Source organism: Oceanicoccus sagamiensis, assembly GCF_002117105.1.
Lineage (GTDB): Bacteria > Pseudomonadota > Gammaproteobacteria > Pseudomonadales > Dasaniaceae > Oceanicoccus > Oceanicoccus sagamiensis.
This window is the reverse complement of the sequence record NZ_CP019343.1, coordinates 1,106,620-1,123,617: the sequence shown is the minus strand read 5'-3', so window position 1 is coordinate 1,123,617 and position 16,998 is coordinate 1,106,620. Positions and strand designations below refer to the sequence as shown.

12 protein-coding genes are annotated in these 16,998 nt (G+C 43.8%); 10 read left to right on the top strand and 2 right to left on the bottom strand.

Annotated features, from left to right (window positions below; all coding sequences use genetic code 11):
- Window positions 1–127: 127 nt before the first annotated feature.
- From BST96_RS05010 to BST96_RS04995, 3 genes are all read left to right on the top strand, one after another.
- The gene (locus BST96_RS05010; protein WP_169713914.1) at window positions 128–6,457 is read left to right on the top strand and encodes a putative Ig domain-containing protein; all 6,330 of its coding nucleotides are present in this window, start codon (window positions 128–130) and stop codon (window positions 6,455–6,457) included.
- Window positions 6,458–6,474: 17 nt separating this feature from the next.
- Complete coding sequence (locus BST96_RS05005; RefSeq protein ID WP_169713913.1) at window positions 6,475–9,333, top strand: transglutaminase-like domain-containing protein; 2,859 nt, start codon at window positions 6,475–6,477, stop codon at window positions 9,331–9,333.
- Window positions 9,334–9,797: 464 nt separating this feature from the next.
- Complete coding sequence (locus tag BST96_RS04995) at window positions 9,798–10,124, top strand: hypothetical protein (RefSeq protein ID WP_085757645.1); 327 nt, start codon at window positions 9,798–9,800, stop codon at window positions 10,122–10,124.
- 233 nt (window positions 10,125–10,357) lie between these two features.
- Here the strand turns inward: BST96_RS04995 and BST96_RS04990 are convergent, their stop codons facing one another.
- Window positions 10,358–11,332, bottom strand: coding sequence for a transposase (locus tag BST96_RS04990; protein ID WP_085757644.1), 975 nt, complete (start codon window positions 11,330–11,332; stop codon window positions 10,358–10,360).
- A gap of 202 nt (window positions 11,333–11,534) precedes the next feature.
- On the opposite strand from BST96_RS04990, the gene BST96_RS04985 reads away from it, so the two are divergent.
- The 5 genes from BST96_RS04985 (at window position 11,535) to BST96_RS04965 (ending at window position 14,475) form a co-directional block, all read left to right on the top strand.
- Window positions 11,535–11,828 carry a hypothetical protein gene (locus tag BST96_RS04985; RefSeq protein WP_085757643.1) on the top strand — a complete coding sequence of 98 codons (294 nt, stop codon included), beginning with the start codon at window positions 11,535–11,537 and terminating at the stop codon, window positions 11,826–11,828.
- A 340-nt stretch (window positions 11,829–12,168) separates the two neighbouring features.
- Window positions 12,169–12,426 carry a hypothetical protein gene (locus BST96_RS20355; protein ID WP_157117862.1) on the top strand — a complete coding sequence of 86 codons (258 nt, stop codon included), beginning with the start codon at window positions 12,169–12,171 and terminating at the stop codon, window positions 12,424–12,426.
- A gap of 188 nt (window positions 12,427–12,614) precedes the next feature.
- The gene (locus tag BST96_RS04980; protein WP_157117861.1) at window positions 12,615–12,881 is read left to right on the top strand and encodes a hypothetical protein; all 267 of its coding nucleotides are present in this window, start codon (window positions 12,615–12,617) and stop codon (window positions 12,879–12,881) included.
- A gap of 737 nt (window positions 12,882–13,618) precedes the next feature.
- Window positions 13,619–14,128, top strand: a complete 510-nt coding sequence (locus BST96_RS04970) for a hypothetical protein (protein WP_157117860.1) — start codon at window positions 13,619–13,621, stop codon at window positions 14,126–14,128.
- Window positions 14,068–14,475, top strand: a complete 408-nt coding sequence (locus BST96_RS04965) for a hypothetical protein (protein ID WP_157117859.1) — start codon at window positions 14,068–14,070, stop codon at window positions 14,473–14,475. The genes BST96_RS04970 and BST96_RS04965 overlap by 61 nt, the downstream gene beginning before the upstream one ends.
- Window positions 14,476–15,031: 556 nt before the next feature.
- On the opposite strand, the gene BST96_RS04955 is transcribed toward BST96_RS04965, so the two are convergent.
- Window positions 15,032–15,466: a hypothetical protein gene (locus tag BST96_RS04955; RefSeq protein WP_085757637.1), complete on the bottom strand. Its 435-nt coding sequence runs from the start codon at window positions 15,464–15,466 to the stop codon at window positions 15,032–15,034.
- 119 nt (window positions 15,467–15,585) lie between these two features.
- Here BST96_RS04955 and BST96_RS04950 point away from each other — a divergent pair, with 119 nt between their 5' ends.
- Both BST96_RS04950 and BST96_RS04945 read left to right on the top strand, forming a co-directional pair.
- Window positions 15,586–15,891, top strand: coding sequence for a hypothetical protein (locus BST96_RS04950; RefSeq protein WP_085757636.1), 306 nt, complete (start codon window positions 15,586–15,588; stop codon window positions 15,889–15,891).
- 222 nt (window positions 15,892–16,113) lie between these two features.
- On the top strand, window positions 16,114–16,419 hold the full coding sequence (locus BST96_RS04945) for a hypothetical protein (protein ID WP_085757635.1): 306 nt from the start codon (window positions 16,114–16,116) through the stop codon (window positions 16,417–16,419).
- Window positions 16,420–16,998: the final 579 nt, after the last annotated feature.

The window sequence follows — 16,998 nt, the reverse complement described above, 5'->3', positions numbered from 1 at the left end:
CAAACAGTTTTGAAACAGGGATATGATCAGGGAAATTTTTCCGCATTAATCCTTTTGTACACCCGGCAATCTTATGGGTGGGCCTCTGTTTGTTTTTCAAATAAGAATTGTACAGAAGGGTTTTTGTATGAGCGTTGTGCGTGTTGCTTGCCGTTGTCTAACTAATGGCGTTATCTTTTTACTATTAATCAGCTTGGCACTGCCAGTCGCCGCCACTGGTAATGGCGGCGGCTACCGCCATAAAAATGGTTATGGTCATCACGATAATCACAGTGGCAAATATAACCAGCATAAAAAACGCACCCGCTGGCGTGGCCCGCACAGGGGCTGCCGTGTAAAAGGCGATCACCATCATAATGACCAACAACCCGGTGCGCTTAACTGCCTGAATGCCCACGCCGACCCCGACACCCTGTGGCCCGCCAACCATAAATTTAAAACCGTTCGTATTGAAGGTTTAACCACGCCCAGTGGCGAAGCACCCGATATCACTGTGCAATGTATTACCCAGGATGAACCCCTTAACGGCCAGGGAGATGGCAATACCGATTACGATGCCAAACTGCTGTCTGGCAATAAAGTGAAACTGCGCAAAGAGCGCGCCGGTGGTGGTAATGGCCGGGTGTACCATATTGATTTTTTGGCGAGTGATACTGCCACAGGTGAAAGTTGTAACGGCAGTGTGGCGGTTGAAGTGCCTCACCATAAACACGGCAAGGCTCAGGATGATGGCCGATTATTTTCTTCTGTTGAAGGTCTTGATTGTATCGGAGGTAATACTAATAGCGATCCAGAAATTACCAGTACTGCTATTACTACCGCCACAGAAACCGTAGCCTATACCTATGCCGTTATTGCCACCGATAGCGATGGCGATACCCTGGGTTATGAACTGCAAACATCACCCGCCGGTATGACCATCAACAGCGAAGGTGTGATTGAATGGGTGCCGTCAGAAGGGCAGGCGGGCAGTCATGCGGTCACCGTGAACGTTGCTGATGGCAATAACGGTAGCGCCCAACAAACATTTACCTTGTTGGTAGACGTTCGTCCGAACGCCGCGCCAGTGATTAATTCCACACCCATTTTGCAAGGTACTGAAGAGCAGGCCTACCAATATCAGGTTTCGGCCGTTGATGATGATGGTGACGCTCTAACTTACGAATTAATAACAGCGCCCAGCACCATGACCATCAATGCCGAAGGTTTAATTCAGTGGACACCACACGACGGTGCCGCCGCAGACTACCCCGTCACCCTGCAAGTAACCGATACTCAAGGCGCAACCGTTGAGCAAAGCTATACCTTAACCATTTTGCCAAAACCCAATACGGCACCGAGCATCAGCTCAACCCCGGTACTGGATGCGACAGAAAACAGCCTCTACCAATACTCATTAATAGCCACCGACCCCGATGGCGATGCACTCAGTTATACCTTGCTCACAGCACCTGCCAGCATGGTAATTAACATGGGTGTGGTCGCTTGGACGCCCGACTACAGCAGTGCCGGTGAACACACAGTCACCATCGAAGTAAGTGATGGGCAGGGCGGTACAGCCAGTCAGAGCTACACCCTCACCGTAGCTGATACCAACCGTGCTCCGGAAATAAACTCCACCCCATTGCTTGAATCTGCCGAGGGGCAACTCTATGAATACACCATTATTGCCACCGACCCTGATGGCGATGCATTGCAATACGCCGTGCTAGAAGGCCCCAATGGTTTATCCATCAACAGTGATGGGCTAGTAAGCTGGATACCCAGCTACGATAACGAAGGCCAACACTACGTCAGCATAGATATTACTGACGGCAAAGGTGGCAGCACTAATCAGTCTTATACTTTGAGTGTGTCGGGTACTAATCGTGACCCGATTATTATTTCAGAGCCGGTGATTACCGGGGCAGAAAATACGCTATATGAATATGCACTGCAGGCCAGTGATGATGATGGTGATGGCTTAAGTTATAGCCTAATCAGCGCACCAGAAGGTATGAGCGTTTCTACCGAAGGGTTGGTGAGTTGGTTGCCGGATTTTGATAGTGCTGGTGAGCATACGATTGAAGTTGGGGTGAGTGATAGTGATATTACTATTAGTCAGCAATTTATTATTACTGTGGCTAACACCAACCAGTCGCCAGTTTTTCAATATAGCCCCGAGCTAAGCGCAAAGGAAAATAGCTTTTACTCAATGACAGTAGCGGCTATTGATGATGGCGATACATTAACTTACAGCCTGCCTTCTGCTCCAGAAGGTATGACAATCACCGTACTTACGGGTGACATAACCTGGGTTCCAAATTTTAATCAGGCGGGTAGTCACAATGTCACAGTACAGGTGGATGATGGTCAAGGTGCCACCATTAGCGATAGCTTTATCATTACCGTACAAAACACTAATCGCCCACCAGTCATTGGCAACAACAGTGTCACTGTTAACGAAGATAGTAGTGTGGTTATTAACTTGTCAGCCAATGATGCTGATGCAGGAGCTGTGTTAGCGTTTAGTGTCATTACTCAGCCTGCTAACGGCACACTGTCAGGCGTAGCTCCCAGCCTTGGCTACACACCCAATAATAATTTTGCCGGCACTGATACATTTGCTATTGAGGTTTCTGATGGTGAAGGCGGTATTGTTCAGGCTTCCGTTGTTATCACTGTTACGGCGGTTAACGATAGCCCTGTGTTTAACAGTGCGCCATTAAACAGCGCGACCTCGGGTGAGTTGTATCAGTATCTACCCAGTGTTACTGATCCTGACGCGGGTGATGCCTTAACGTTTAGTGTTACCAATGCGCCCGCAGGTTTAACTGTCGATAGCCTCACCGGTGAATTAACCTGGATACCCGGTAGCAGTCAGGTAGGCAGTCATCAATTTACCTTGCTGGTGACTGATAGTGCCAGCGCACAGGGTAGTCTGTTATTTAATGTTAATGTGCAGCAGGGCAACGTTGCTCCTGAGGTGGTTAGTCAGCCTTTCACTGCGGCAGTGGTGGATAATCCCTATCGCTACCAGATAAATGCGACAGACCCGGAGCAAGACAGTTTATCGTTTACGTTAACGGGTAACGTACCTACAGGGCTGGTTATCAGTCAGGGTGGCTTACTCAGCTGGACGCCACAATCAAGTCAGCTTGGCGTACACCCAATGAGTGTGGCTATTAGCGATGGGCACAATACTATTAGTCACAACTTTGATCTGCGCGTGGTGGCTGAGCCGGTGGCAATACCCAATCACTTGGGGCGCGACTTCTGGTTACTGGATGATGAAGAGACTGAGCAAAACATTGTCATCATTACCTCTCCGGTGGCCGCATCCGGGCAAATAGAAATCCATACCACTATCAGCGGCAGGCAAACACTGTATCCATTTAGCCTTGCCGCGGGTGAAGTGATTGCCATCGACCTGTATCACAGCGTAAACCGCTATGAAAACGACAAGGTGATGCAGCGCTCCATCCATGTCACTGCTGATAACGAAGTAGCGGTGTATGGCTTATACCATGCTGATGCTTCTTCCGATGCGGTAACCGCTTTTCCCAGCCATGCATTAGGCAAAGACTATTTGTTGATGTCCTATGCTGAAGGCGAGTTTTCAGCATCGCGCAGCGCCTTGCATCTAATAGCTACCGAAGATAACACTACCGTTGTGATAACGCCTAAAGACTCGGTCAATCTTAGCGGTGCTACTGTAGTCAATCCTGGAGAAACCATTACGCGGGTGTTGAACAAAGGCGATGCCTATTCATTAACAGATTTCACGCGTGATGCCAGCGGCACAGAAATTATTGCTGATAAACCTGTCGCTGTATTTGGCCGCGTGAATTTAGGCTTTATCCCCATTGATTCATTCCCGGCTGACCGTTTAATAGAACAAATTCCTCCCATTGAGTTATGGGGTAGCAGCTATGTCACGGCACCGCTGCTAACACGTTACAGTGATTTTTATCGGGTTATGGCTGCTTTCGATGGCACCACCGTAAGCCTCAATGGTGTGATTAGTCATCAGCTTGATCGTGGCGAGCACGTTAATCTGGAACTTGATCAGGCCACCTCAATAACAGCGAACCAACCAATTTTAGTCACGCAATATTCAGCCAGTGACAGTTACGATTCTGCCTTGGCAGAAAGCGAACCCTATTACTACTTGCCCCAGCATCCTGATTGGTGGCGATGGTACTATGCCCATGATATTGAAAACTACCTCACCAGTTACGACGTGGTGATGGACCCTGCACCCGCAAAAAATTATGTCATCGTTATTATGCCGGTGACGGCGGTTGATCAAATGACTGTTGATGGTGAGCCGGTGCCAGCCAATGCCTTTTTTAATGATAATGGCTTGGCGGGCGACGGTTATACCATGGCGCAAATTGCTTTATCGCCGGGTGCGCATACGCTGGCATCATCTGAACCGTTTGGTGTGTACCAGGATGTAAACCGTCTTTATCGGTACAGCGACCCCTTTATGGCCGTAGTACCTGCTGCTGAGCAATACCTGGACCATTATGTATTTACTACACCCACCAATAACTTTGCTCGTCACTTTATCAACCTCACTATCGAGAGCGATGCGATAGCAACCGTTAAGCTCGACGGTGAGTTGATAGACCCTGATCACTTTATTCCCATTGAAGGCAGCCAATATGCCTACGCGCAACTGGCTGTAAATGTGGGTAGCCATCAACTGACAGCCGACAGGCCTTTGGGTTTATTGGTCTACGGTTTTGATAGGGCCGATTCCTACGCCTATGTTGGCGGCTTTGCTACGCCCTCAACAGCCGATGCAGGCACATTAGGTATTAGTCTGAGTGAGAGCACGCCAACACTGGGCAATGAAACCTGCCTTGCGGTTCAGGCGCTGGATGCTACAGGAGAACCGCAAAGTGCACTTGCCATGTCGCTGCAAATTTCTGGCAGTCATAACAGCTCGGCAACATTATTAACGGATAAATACGGTGAGGCCAGCTATTGCTACAGCGGTTATATAGCTGGGCAGGATGCAATCGCCGTTAACACAGCCAATGCTTCAGCCACTGCGACGGTTTCATGGCTTGGCGCGGTAAGTCCTGTTGCACCAGTGATTACTTCAACGCCTGAGACTTATGTACTCTCCACCACCATATATCAGTATCAGGTTGAGGCTATTGACCCTAATGCGGATGAACTGACCTACAGTTTACTCTCTGCACCACACACTATGACCATTGATGCCACCACTGGTTTAATTAGCTGGGTAGCAGAAAGTGCTACAGAGTTAGTGACCGTTGCCGTCACGGATAGCACAGGTTTAACCGCAGAGCAGTCTTACCAACTGTTGGCTAATGCGCCGCCGCGGTTTGAGTTTTTCCCGCCTACAGAGATTTGGATAACCGGGCACTCTAGTGTTATCAACTACAGAACCTTGTTCAGAATTATTGATGATGAGCACGATAGCATCTATGCCCTGTCAGATGATATTAGTGTTGATCCTTATGCCTACCATGTATATATACCGGGCTTGGTCGTAGGTGATTATACAAAGTCGGTCAGTTTTGAAGATGAACATGGTGAAACCTATTTGTTTGATTGGCAATTCACTGTTTATAAAAACGAAGTCCCGGAAATAGTCGACACACAAACCGAACACACAATAAAAGCCGGTGAGCGTTTTGTGTGGGACTTTGATTACACTGATGGCAATGGTGACCCTAATACCTTCAGAATCAATTCAGTTCAGCGAGTTAGTGATACGGGTAGCTATACAGTCCCAGCGAGCATTGATAATGAGGGTGTCTTTAGCTGGACACCTCATGAGGCAGGTATTTGGCGATTTTCTATCGTAGTAGAAGATTCTTTTGGTGATGATGACAATGTTTGGGTGACGATTACTGTGGAAGAAAACCCCCAGCAATATCATTCACCTATTCAGCCCGTAGTTGTGGGTGAGCAAATGCAATACCAGTTGGACCTTCGCAGTATTAGCCTAAGCAGCATGACTTTTGAAGTGCTTGATGCCCCTGCAGGTTTTGCTGTTGATGGCAATGGCCTAGTCACATGGCAACCCAGCGCAAGCCAGTTAGGTAGTCATCTAATCAACATTGAGGGTATAGACAGCACCGGCAGATTACGTACCTATACCGTAGTTGTCGACGTTACTGATAATGAACAGGATCCAGTCATTATTAGCAACCCCTTGAACGATGCAAGAACGGAAGTGTTATACAGCTACCAGTTGCAAGCTATAGACCGCCAAAACGATCCGTTGATATGGCGCCTTGATAACAATGCTCCAGCCAATATGACCTTAAGTGCCAGCGGCCTGTTGGAATGGCAAGCCACCGAAGCCGATATAGGCGAGTACCTTATCACCATCGAAGTAGAAGATAGCAGCGGCAATATCGGTTCGCAGCAATACCTATTAACTGTCACCGCTCCGGGCTCTGTTCTATGGAACAGACGCCAATGCCGTTAAAGCGAGGGATTCAGCTTATGAAAAATTCAGTCATGGAAAAATCAATCATCACACAGTGTCGTGAAGGCAGCCGCTTTATGCGCATTACTGCCTCCATCGTACTAGCCTGTTTTACAATGGTATTTTATTCACCTGCGGTTAATGCCAGTGTAAAAAAGCTGGATGATTATCTGGCCTATAAGCCAGACTATAGTGTGTTTGCTGAAATGGATAATGCAGTAAGCTCAACTCAACAATTAATAAAAAAACTCACCGCCGCAGTATCGCGGCAAGATACCCAGGCTGTTGGCAGGCTACAGCAACAGCTAATAATAGAGGCTGAGTTATTTTCCGGCCTCGACCAAAAGGCTAACGACTACTTTGTTGATCAAAGTAATCATTACCAACAACAAAACCTGCCAACAAACTTAAGGCAAAATCTACAAAAAAAACAGCAGCACTACCAAAGCAATATGCAGATCTTGCAATATCGCCTTGAAGCCATAAGCAGTATCGGTGCAGATAAAACCGTGCTACTAAAAAAACAGTTAAGCCAAGCCGCGGATCTATTTGCCAGCTTTGATCAAGGGGTACGTCATCCCTATGATCAAACCATGCCTTTTGGGCCGTTATCGACAGTGGCTGGTGCACCGGTGCAAACGGCTGAAGAACTGGAAGCCATACTGGGGCCAAACACTCTCACCGCTGCCATTGAAGAAGCCGACCGGTCATCTTCAACCACTGTAGAAACAGCAATCACCCCAGCCATTCAAACTCTGGCTAGCAGTTTGGGTAATGACCGCGTAGCTATCTATAACTGGGTGCGGAACAATATCGAATTTATTCCCAGCTATGGCTCACTGCAAGGCGCTGACTACACCTTACAAACCCGCCGTGGTAATGCCATGGATCAGGCCAGTTTACTTATAGCCCTTTTAAAAGCTACAGGTGCCGAAGCTCGCTATGAATACGGCAGCATCCGCTTAACGAATGAAGAAGCTATGAACTGGGTGGGCGGAGTCAGAACCCCAGAGGCTGCCCAAAATCTGTTTGCCCAAGGCGGCATCCCTGTCGCGCGTCTCTCGATTAATGGTAATAACGACTTTATCCTGGTCGACCATGTCTGGGTCAGGCTTTATACCGGAGGTGGAGTCTGGGCTTATCTAGACCCCAGCTATAAACAATATCGCTATCGAGATGGCATGGACCTGCAAAATGAAGTGGCCTTTGATGCAGAAGCCTTTGCCACAACCTTGGAAAGTACGGCAACCGTTAACGAAACTGAAGGCTGGGTACAAAACGTCAATCAGGCCTTTATAGAAACCGAGCTGGATGACTACCGGCAGGCGCTGGAAGACTACCTGAGCAACCAACAGCCCGATGCTACAGTAGGCGATGTCATAGGTACAAAAACGATAGTGCCAAGAACCGCTACAGGCTGGTCGGGCAAAAATTTCTATTATGAGGTTCAAAAGAGCCAGCAGTTTTCAGAAATGCCGGATAATCTGCGGTATAAGTTTACCTTTGAGTTACAGGATGAGTTTGGAGGAGAGTTATTAACTCATACGGCCAGCACAGTAGAGCTGGCAGGTAAGTCACTGGCAGTATCGTTTAATCCAGCCACGGCTGCGGATGAGCAAGCGCTGTTGGATTACTTGCCGGATGACCCGCAAAGTGCAGAAGACCTGCCCAATATTATCCCGGCGGGTTTAATGAATGTGGTGGGCGAGTTTACCATCAATGGCACGCCGGAAGCGACCAGTGCTGCAATGAGCTTTGGGCAAATACTGCAAACGGAGAAAGGCTACTTCTTTCCTGGTAGAGGATGGAGTACCACAACTAATCCCATTATTACTGGTGAGTATCAGGCTATTGGCTTGGATTACCATGGTTTGTCACCAGAACAATTAGAGGCGCTACGGGTACAGCTTGAAAACACAAAAACACAACTGGAAGCAGAAAGCTTTACCGGTTTGACCAAGCATGAGGTGGTGGGTGACCTAATGCAGTCGGCTGTGATGAGTTATATGGCGATAACGGATGTGCAGTCTAAACTGGCGGCACAAAGCTCAGATGTTGTTTACTATAGGGAACCCAGCTACGGTACTTTCCAAACCAATGCTAAGACCAATGGGTTATTGGGCACGGTGGCGAATGTTGAGATGATTGGTTTATTGATGGATATGGATTCCATGAAGTTTTCAACGGAGTGTAAGAGTAATTGTCAGGGTAAGTGGCGGGATTTTAATCAGCAGATGGGGGCTACATACTCTGCTTATGAGCATTTGATACCGGAACAACTATTCTCTACAGATGATGATCCAGTTGAAGGCATCTCCGCAGTTAAGGCTTTGGCTATAGCGGGCCAACAAGGACAAAGAGTTTATACGTTTACGCAAGATAATCTATCTTACTTAAGTGATCTGACTGTGGATCAAGGCACTAAAGATGAAATACTGGCCCAAGTGAATAATGGTATGGTGGCTACGGTTCATCAGCATCCGATAACTTATGCTGGGTGGACTGGGGTTGGGTATACGATTGTTGACCCTGAGACTGGAGCAGGTAGTTATAAAATTAGTGGAGGAGCAAATGGCGGTTTTATTACTGGAGTTCTGTGGATTGTTTTAGGTATGTATTTGACGCTATTTGCAAGCACTCTGCTTGTAGCGGTATTTACCTTAAACATTCCTGTAATACTTGTTGCTTTAAGTGCCTTGCTTGCAATTGTGGACATAGTTAAAGCTTCTAGAAACTGTTCTGACGTACACTATATATCTGCTGTGCTTGTGAATATAGTCAATTTTGTTCTTGGGATTATTGCTGCATTGCCAAGTTGGCTGTCGGTTCTTGTGACTGCAACACAGAAGTCAATTCCAAGTCCCAATGAATGCTAATGGAAACTATCATGATGTATTTATATCTTTTACTCCCTTTCATAATTGCTCTGGCGATTGGGTATATCGCAAAAGCGAAATACAAAGGTATTAAGAGCGAGGGGTCAGATAAACGCTATATAATAGGTATGAGATCTTCTGTTTTTCTGGTGGGGGTTTCCTGCTTAAATTCAGTAGCCCTTATATATTTGGCACTCCAAGACAGTGGAATCTCAATGGCGATATTCTATATAGTTTCTGTGCCTATTTTTTTATTGGGTCTATTCCTTCTGGTTTCTTCTCTTATAACCTCAGCTGAGAATGTATCTAGAATAATCACAAAAATGCTACATATCCGATAAAAAGCACTTACTAGAAACACTTACTAGGACAGACGCCGATAAAAGTACTGCTAATTTAATGGCAATAAATTGGGCTGTTCAAGCTATTACAAATTTTGTTGCAGCCTTTCGATAAAGGATTCTATGAGTATTGAAGAGAAAAGTAATCAGGTGTACAGGTCAATAATGATTGCTAGAATATATGGAACATGTCTTTTTTTTGTATCTTTCATTATGTTGGTTTTTGTATTCTATATGTCTTGGTTTTATGGCGAAGGGGTGTCTTCAGATTATCAGGAAAGACCGACGTTTTGGGGTTTGCTAAATGTAGTGGCTCTTGGTTTATTTGCGTATGTTTCTGTTTGGATTTTTAAAAATGAAGATAAATTGATTGCTAAATGCCCAAGGTGCAGTGGGAAGAAGGAAGCCAGAAGGACAGGCACCGACCAGATTGGAAAAGGTGCAAGTTAATGGCGTTAATGATGCAACATATACAAAAACTATAACGCAAAACTATAAGGACAGACGCCGACAAAGAATGACAACACATGCCTGGGGTTTCAAAAGCCACCAATGCACGTCAAGCCATGTATTAACTAATGACATGTTTGTCATAGAAAATCACACAAGAAAAACCGTACTGGAGGTATAGGAATACATCGAGCGCGTGGCTCGATAGGCAAGCAGGTTGATTGATCGGTTAGTTAGGCAGTTTGGTTTATCAGTTTTGGCCGCCTTCGTCCAAAGCGCTGACGATGCAACGCTTCAAACCGCGTAGCACTGCTGAGCCAGGTTTTATGATTAATAGATAGCCGCTGGAGAATGTTGGGTAAATGGCTGGCAATAGCGCCCCGTTTGTTTAAAGCAATAGCGCGCCCGGTCCAGTCGACCAGTTCGAGATAATCGATAAAGCTGAATAAAATGCCTGTTTGATTGTCGTGAGTGATATTACCCTCAAAGTGGAGCAGGGGTTTTAGGTCATGATTAAAACTCAGTAAATCCTCGCTGCCAGTTTGAGAGCGAATGGCTTGTTGAAGATCAAAATGCGGCTTTATGCGTTCTTGAATAGCAGTGTAGTCTGATTCTTCGGGTGTTTTAGCCATATCTGCACGCACGGGGTTAAGGTCGACATAGGACATACAGGATAAAAGAGCCTCTTCAGTTAACAGGGCTTGGGACTTAAACCGGCCCTCCCAAAAGTGGCCAGTGCATTTATCTTCAAGGTTGGCTTTGCGTGCAATAGGTTGGTTAAGGCACTTCATAAACCAACTAATGTCGGCAAGGCGTTTACGCCAAAGGGCAATAATCTCAGAAACAGTATCGTCTTCAGGTTTGGAGAGCGATATGCCAGCGTTGAAGCGCTGAACCAGCAAGGGCCCTTTGAATAGAGATAGCCATCGATTAATAACATCCTGGTCAGTCAGTTCGTTGACTTGCTGAGGGTCAAGTTTAACGACCAAGTGATAGTGGTTACTCATAACGGCGTAGCTGCAGATATCGACAGCAAAGAGGGATGAAAGTAGGCGAATACGGTCAACAATCCATTGACGTCGATGTTCATAGCTTTTACCGGAATGATGATCAACGCCACAGAGATAGGAGCGGCGTACACAGCGTGAAACGATATGGTAGTAAGGGGTCTCTGCGATAGATATAAGTGTTTCTCTTGGTTGGGTCATCATTGAGTCCTTTCAATAGTGATGAATTGAAATCGTAATCTGGATGGGGTTGGGTGTCAATTCTTGAGAATTCTTGAGTGTCTGTCCTTTCCAGTTGGATATGTGGCTGTGTTGAGTGTTGTTGTAGATGCGGCTAATGAAACTTTAGAAAAGACTAGAGAAGAGATAACGAATAGCTTTGTTTGTAAGGAAGGAGCATGAAGTGCTTTATTCAATAAATGGTCATAAAAAATTTCAGGGGTTATCGAAGAAAGAAAAAAAAAGGCTTTTATGGGAGGTTGTAAAAAAGACCAACTATGGCGGAAAAATGCTGGCGGTAACTATATTATCATTGTGTGTAGGGCTGGTTTTTTTTGTTACTTTTTTTGATCCTATTAACAAGAGTGAGTGGGTTGCTTATGTTGCATACTTATTATTTTTCTCTGTATGGTACGTTTTATATTTGTATGTCATAAATTCATCGGTTAGAAAATTTCTTGATAATAGTGATGGGTAGGAAGTTTCAGTATTTTGTTACCAATTCGTCGAATCCACAGGGACAGGCACTCGAAGCTAGATTGATCAATTGTTGAGTGTCTGTCCTTTGGTTTTAAAAGGATGTAGCTAGGATGGGCTCAGCTCACACAGAAAGAATCCACAAGGAAAGAATCCACAAGGACAGGCACTCGAAGCTAGATTGATCAATTGTTGAGTGTCTGTCCTTTGGTTTTTTGGTTTTTTTTGAGTGTCTGTCCTTTGGTTTTTTATAGCGTTTATAGTTGCAGTTATAGGCGCTCTTGTCACGGCGACACTTATCACGGCTTGGGCGACTTCCCCCAATTGTAAAAGGTAAAGGTATGAAAGGTCCGAATCATCAAGAATCAACGGCATTATTGATTAATTTCTTATTAATCATTACCGGTATCATACCCTACAGTATGGGAGGGATTTTAGGTTTATGCATATGGTGTTTACCTGTTTTATACATAAATAAATGGTTGAGTTTCTCTCTCGGAGAAAAGATTTTTGTCTTACTTTTAAATATTGTATTGAGCTTGCTTGTATCAAGTTTAATAGATGGGAGTTTTATAGATATAACTCCTGTTCATATATAAATAAGTTGGTCTACCCCTAGGTGTTGGTCTTTTGATCGAATGTCTATATGGACAGACACTTATAAGAAGATCAAATATTTAAACTATTGGTAAGTGCCTGTCCAAGTTATTTGAGTTATTTTTTATGCAAATATAATTATAAATACTGGCACAAAGAAGTGCTCATCATGAAATTTTAAGGGGGTATAGTGGAAACAGGAGATAAACTAAGACTTTTAGTTGATAGTAGTGCGTATTTTTCGAATTTGAAGCTAGAAATGAAGCTAAAAAATATGGGTAGCCGTTTTGGTTATGGTGTAATTGTTTTTTTATTGCCGCTATTTTCTTATAGATCATATTTAGCAGGCTGGTCGCAAGACTCTTTTGTGATCTGTATGTCAATTCTTATACTGCTCTTTATTCTAGTTAGAGTTGGTTTTTTGATTATCTTGCGCTTGCTTATATTAGTAAGTTAACCGAGAAGAAAAAGTTCCCAATATTAATTGACTTATCTATAGATGAAAGTGGTATCCATTCTTCTGAATGGCAAGAGACTCGACCCTTAAGATTTTCTGATATAAGTCTGATTACTGAAGTGAATGGTATTTATTGTATTCTTAGTCGTGGTAAGAGTCTTCTAATTAATCCAGCTTCTATAAGATCGGGGGATATTTCAATGTTTAAAAAAAGGCTGGAAGAATTAAAGGATTGAAGAAGAAACTATAAAAGAAACTATAAGTGTATGGTTTGTCTAAGGGTGTCCCTGATGCAGCTTGTTAGAATTGTTTGTGGATTTTAAAGTTATGAATAAAGAGTTGTATGAGTCTGCGTTGTCGGGTCCGAGTAGGGAGTTTTATCTTCAGGTTTTTAAAGAAGTTGAAGAGGGGCGTTTATTTAGGGCTGCCTGGAATTGGGAGGCGTTTTTTTTTGGACCCTTTTGGTATTTTAATAGGCGTTTTACAACGCTTTCTGTTGTTAGGAGGCTTTTTCTATTTGTCTTAATTAAAACTATAAGGACAGACGCCGACAAAGAATGATAACACATGCCTGGGGTTTCAAAAAATCCTCAGGGACAGGCACTCGAAGCTAGATTGATCAATTGTTGAGTGTCTGTCCTTTGGTTTTCTTGTTAAGCTCAGATGTTGTTTACTATAGGGAACCCAGCTACGGTACTTTCCAAACCAATGCTAAGACCAATGGGTTATTGGGCACGGTGGCGAATGTTGAGATGATTGGTTTATTGATGGATATGGATTCCATGAAGTTTTCAACGGAGTGTAAGAGTAATTGTCAGGGTAAGTGGCGGGATTTTAATCAGCAGATGGGGGCTACATACTCTGCTTATGAGCATTTGATACCGGAACAACTATTCTCTACAGATGATGATCCAGTTGAAGGCATCTCCGCAGTTAAGGCTTTGGCTATAGCGGGCCAACAAGGACAAAGAGTTTATACGTTTACGCAAGATAATCTATCTTACTTAAGTGATCTGACTGTGGATCAAGGCACTAAAGATGAAATACTGGCCCAAGTGAATAATGGTATGGTGGCTACGGTTCATCAGCATCCGATAACTTATGCTGGGTGGACTGGGGTTGGGTATACGATTGTTGACCCTGAGACTGGGGCTGGTGGGTATAAGATTAGTGGGGGAGTGATGGTATGGCCATTGCATCTTCGGCTGCAGAAGAGTTATCTAGTTCGCTTGGTTGGCTTGGGGTAATGTCAGATGCGGCATATGCCGATAATGCCAAAAGAGTTGCTGCCAAAGTTATTGGTAAAGCCCTTGGTGGTGTTAGTGCTGTTGTTAGTGCAATTACATTGGTGTTAAAAATAGCAGCTAAATGCTACGAGCAAATTTCTCCGTCAAACTTTGCGATATTGACCCTTGTTATGGGTGTGGTGGTTGGCGGGTTACTTTCAACCACATTGGCCGGTCTGGGTAGTACTGCTAGTGGTATAGGTGCAGTAGTATTTGGCGCAGTTATAGGTCATTTGGCAGGGGTGGCTGTAGAGTCTATGAGTGAATTCGCAGCAGGGGTTTTGGGTTGTGATTTAGGAGATATATAACAATGCTACTAAGGTTAGATCTTAATAAGGTTCCGTTTTTAGTCTGGACGCTTTTTTTTGTGATCCCACTTATCGTTATTTCTGAAGGTTTTATTTCTGGTGAAATAGCAATGTTTGGCCGATATTTAAGTGGAGATGTGGTTAACAAAGAACAAAGTCCAATATGGTTCTATGTAAATGTTCTTGTCTATGTTTTTTGTGACATCCTCATAATCTATGCATACAAAAATAAAAGCAAGATGAGCTGGAAGTAGAAACTATAATGATCTAAGGATGAAAGCCAGAAGGACAGGCACCGACCAGATTGGAAAAGGTGCAAGTTAATGGCGTTAATGATGCAACATATACAAAAACTATAAGTAAAACTATAAGGACAGACGCCGACAAAGAATGACAACACATGCCTGGGGTTTCAAAAGCCACCAATGCACGTCAAGCCATGTATTAACTAATGACATGTTTGTCATAGAAAATTACACAAGAAAAACCGTACTGGAGGTATAGGAATACATCGAGCGCGTGGCTCGATAGGCAAGCAGGTTGATTGATCGGTTAGTTAGGCAGTTTGGTTTATCAGTTTTGGCCGCCTTCGTCCAAAGCGCTGACGATGCAACGCTTCAAACCGCGTAGCACTGCTGAGCCAGGTTTTATGATTAATAGATAGCCGCTGGAGAATGTTGGGTAAATGGCTGGCAATAGCGCCCCGTTTGTTTAAAGCAATAGCGCGCCCGGTCCAGTCGACCAGTTCGAGATAATCGATAAAGCTGAATAAAATGCCTGTTTGATTGTCGTGAGTGATATTACCCTCAAAGTGGAGCAGGGGTTTTAGGTCATGATTAAAACTCAGTAAATCCTCGCTGCCAGTTTGAGAGCGAATGGCTTGTTGAAGATCAAAATGCGGCTTTATGCGTTCTTGAATAGCAGTGTAGTCTGATTCTTCGGGTGTTTTAGCCATATCTGCACGCACGGGGTTAAGGTCGACATAGGACATACACAATTCTTAAGTGTCTGTCCTTTCCAGTTTGATCGCTATAGAGGTTATTCTAGATAATTATTTTCCATCTACCGCAGCTATAAAAAGAGTCAATAAAAGCTCTTGGAGAAAAGTTTATGTTTAGGTCAGGAGATATTTGGGGTTTTCCTAATATTGCTATAGGACTGGCTATTTTTACGCCTTCTTTTTTGTTTTTTAGGTATGTTTTTGGCCCTTATTTAAAAGATGCCAAGTGGGTTCATGATTACTCTGAAAGCTTTACATTAGTATTTTTGGTGTTGGGGGTTATTGTACTTATACCGGCGTATTATGAGAATAAATTAATATGGTCAAGGTGGGTTAGGATGAATGGCCCGTTTGATCTTATGAATATAAGTTTAGGGTTGTTGCTTGGTTTATTAAGTATTATGTTTCCAGGTTAAAGGATGTAGCTAGGATAGGCTCAGCTCACACAGAAAGAATCCACAGGGACAATCATCAGGACAGGTACTCACCGAAGGGATAAATAATTGAGCTGACAGAGAGAGAGCGAAATGAGGGGGAGAGTGCCTGTCCCAAAGTTTTGCTAATTTTGGAAAACTATTTCCCATCAATTGTTTACAATAAGTCGATAAAATCTTCATCGAGGTTATGGAGAATGTTTTATGTTTAGAAAGGGAGATATGTTTGGCCATCCGAATTTTTTATTTGGTTTAGTGGTTTTTGTTCCTGTATTTGCTGTTTTTAGGCTTTTCACTGATAGCTCAGATAGTTTTTTTATGTTGGTGATGAATTTCACAGATAATTTTTATTTAATCTTTTTTTTGGTAAGCATTCCTTTTCTTGTGTTTTCTTATTTTGAAAATAAGTACATATGGTCAAGGTGGATTACTATGTCTGGCCCCTATGATTTTATGAACATTAGTTTTGGGTTTGGGTTAGGGATTTTAAGTAGATTTTATGTTGGGTGATTAATATAGAACTATAAGAGAACTATAAGAGAAAGAAACTATAAGGACAGACGCCGACAAAGAATGACAACACATGCCTGGGGTTTCAAAAGCCACTAATGCACGTCAAGCCATGTATTAACTAATGACATGTTTGTCATAGAAAATTACACAAGAAAAACCGTACTGGAGATATAGGAATACATCGAGCGCGTGGCTCGATAGGCAAGCAGGTTGATTGATCGGTTAGTTAGGCAGTTTGGTTTATCAATATCGTTAGTGGTACGTTGGTACAAAAAAGGCTTATGATTTCTGTAGCGGTGTGTATTTGATAGTAACCCCTAGCCTCAATCGTCTGGTTATAGGAGGTGATACTTAAGTAGAGCGTCAGACGAGGAAATGCTCTATACGGTATGTAAAACAATATCTTTTCTCTCTATAGCCAGAAGATCATCAAAAAACACGCTCCGTGATTGATTTACAATTTTTTTCATTTTTTTGGCTCTTTGTCGACTTTCATAGGTGGGGAATTTCCGGTTTAAAGTGTCTTACTAAGGTAGATAGATACCTATAGGGGTTTTCCTTCCTTGTTATGAATAT

Excerpts from the sequence above, each read along its gene's own strand:
- BST96_RS05010 (WP_169713914.1), top strand. The coding sequence starts at position 128 with ATGAGCGTTGTGCGTGTTGCTTGCCGTTGTCTAACTAATGGCGTTATC.
- BST96_RS05005 (WP_169713913.1), top strand. The coding sequence starts at position 6,475 with ATGAAAAATTCAGTCATGGAAAAATCAATCATCACACAGTGTCGTGAA.
- BST96_RS04995 (WP_085757645.1), top strand. The coding sequence starts at position 9,798 with ATGAGTATTGAAGAGAAAAGTAATCAGGTGTACAGGTCAATAATGATT.
- BST96_RS04990 (WP_085757644.1), bottom strand. The coding sequence starts at position 11,332 with ATGACCCAACCAAGAGAAACACTTATATCTATCGCAGAGACCCCTTAC.
- BST96_RS20355 (WP_157117862.1), top strand. The coding sequence starts at position 12,169 with ATGAAAGGTCCGAATCATCAAGAATCAACGGCATTATTGATTAATTTC.
- BST96_RS04965 (WP_157117859.1), top strand. The coding sequence starts at position 14,068 with ATGGCCATTGCATCTTCGGCTGCAGAAGAGTTATCTAGTTCGCTTGGT.
- BST96_RS04955 (WP_085757637.1), bottom strand. The coding sequence starts at position 15,466 with ATGTCCTATGTCGACCTTAACCCCGTGCGTGCAGATATGGCTAAAACA.
- BST96_RS04950 (WP_085757636.1), top strand. The coding sequence starts at position 15,586 with ATGTTTAGGTCAGGAGATATTTGGGGTTTTCCTAATATTGCTATAGGA.
- BST96_RS04945 (WP_085757635.1), top strand. The coding sequence starts at position 16,114 with ATGTTTAGAAAGGGAGATATGTTTGGCCATCCGAATTTTTTATTTGGT.